Origin of the sequence: Nitratidesulfovibrio oxamicus, assembly GCF_015731765.1 — a bacterium.
GTDB classification, from domain to species: domain Bacteria; phylum Desulfobacterota; class Desulfovibrionia; order Desulfovibrionales; family Desulfovibrionaceae; genus Cupidesulfovibrio; species Cupidesulfovibrio oxamicus.
On sequence record NZ_VRYY01000507.1, the window covers coordinates 1 to 1,626 of the forward strand.

2 protein-coding genes are annotated in these 1,626 nt (G+C 71.3%); one reads left to right on the forward strand and one right to left on the reverse strand.

Annotation, left to right across the window (positions count from 1 at the left end; all coding sequences use genetic code 11):
- Positions 1–556: chromate transporter (locus tag FVW20_RS14615; protein WP_196610185.1), on the forward strand; the 556-nt coding region annotated here is incomplete at its 5' end.
- 166 nt (positions 557–722) lie between these two features.
- Here FVW20_RS14615 and FVW20_RS14620 read toward each other — a convergent pair.
- Positions 723–1,626: zinc dependent phospholipase C family protein (locus tag FVW20_RS14620; RefSeq protein ID WP_372435007.1), on the reverse strand; the 904-nt coding region annotated here is incomplete at its 5' end.

Below are 1,626 nucleotides of genomic sequence, written 5' to 3' on the forward strand. Positions count from 1 at the left end.
GGCCGGGGTGGCCGTGGCCCTGGCCGTGCTGGCTGCCTTGCGGCCCGACCTGTTCGCCCTGGCCGTGTCCATGTTGCGCACCGATCTTGTGGCCTTCGGCGGGGCGCTGGCCGCCCTGCCGGTGATGCGCCACGAGGTGGTCCACCTGCGCGGCTGGATGAGCGACGCCGCCTTTCTGGACGGCGTGGCCATCGGCCAGGTGACGCCCGGCCCCATCATCCTCACTGCCGCGTTCATCGGCTGGCGGGTGGACGGCCCGCTGGGATCGGTGGTGGCGGGGCTGGCCATCTTCACGCCGTCGCTGTTCTTCATGCTGGGGGCGGAACGGCTGGTATCGCGCATCGAGCATTCGCGCATCTACCGCCGGGCGGTGCGGGCCACGCTGGCTGGGTTCACCGGGCTGCTGGGGTACCTGGCCATCAGCGTGGCCCAGGCCCTGCCCCCCACGCCGCTGCCCGCCGTAATCGGCGTGGCCGCCTTTGCCGCGCTGCGCACCGGGGTGGACGTGCTGTACGTGGTGGGCGCAGGTGCGCTGGTTTCGTGGCTGTTGGGCTGAAGCCGTCCCGCCCGCACCCTCTTTCACCATCCGCTTGGCGTGGCCACGCCGTCTCAAGAGGCCCGTGCCCTGCCCCGCGCTCCCTTCGCCTTTCGCACGACCATGCACGCAAAAGGCGGCGGGATCACTCCCGCCGCCTTTTCACGTGGCATGAAAGATGGGCCGATCAGGCCGCTCGGCACGGCACCGGCAGGTAGGGCAGATCCCCCAGCCGCTCGTCCAGCGGAAAGCGCACCCCGCCCGGCCTGCGCGCCACCATGGGCCGCACGCCCCGGCACACGTCGCGGGCCTCGGCCAGGTGGTCGCTGCCGATGGGGTCGATGCCCGTTACCGCAGATCCGTACGGGTCGCGCAGCACGTCCACCACGGCCCTCACGCTGACGTCGACCATCTCGCGCAGGTAGGCGCGGTCCGCCGCGTGGGGCATGACCCGATGCACCAGGCGCAGCGAACGCCGCCACGACTGCCTGCCGCTGACGGCCAGGCTGCCCTGGAACAGCCGTTTCTTGAAGGCGAAGGGCCAGTGCCCGCCATGGGTGGCCCGCAACAGTGTGCGGTCCGCCGCGCCGTTGGGCAGGCGGAACAGGCTGACGGCCTCTGCCGCGTCCCATTCCACCATGCGGTCGGCCTGCATCTCGACATACACGTGGCTCAGCTTGCCGGTGCCGGGGGTGCCCCCCAGCAGCGTGGGCACATAATGGTTGTGGGCCACGGTGTCTGCGGCAAGGTGCGAAAGGTAGCCGCAGGCGTAGGCATGCAGGCGCGGGGTGTCCGCCGCCTCGTACAGGGTGTGGCCGGTGCTCCAGTTGTGGCTGTGGCCGGGGGTGACGGTGCAGCCCTTGCCGATGAAGATGTCGGCGGAAAGGCTGCCGTACAGGAAGGCATCCGGATGGGCCAGCAGGGCCGAGCCCACGGCGGCAGGCAAAAGCGAGGCGTTTTGCAGCAGCCAGTGCGCGGCCACCATGTGCACGCCCGGCCCCCAGGCAAAGGCAGCGTCGGGCAGCAGCACCACGCCCAGCACCGCCAGCAGGGCGCAACAGAGCGGCGCCAGCGCGGAGCGGGTCGAGCCG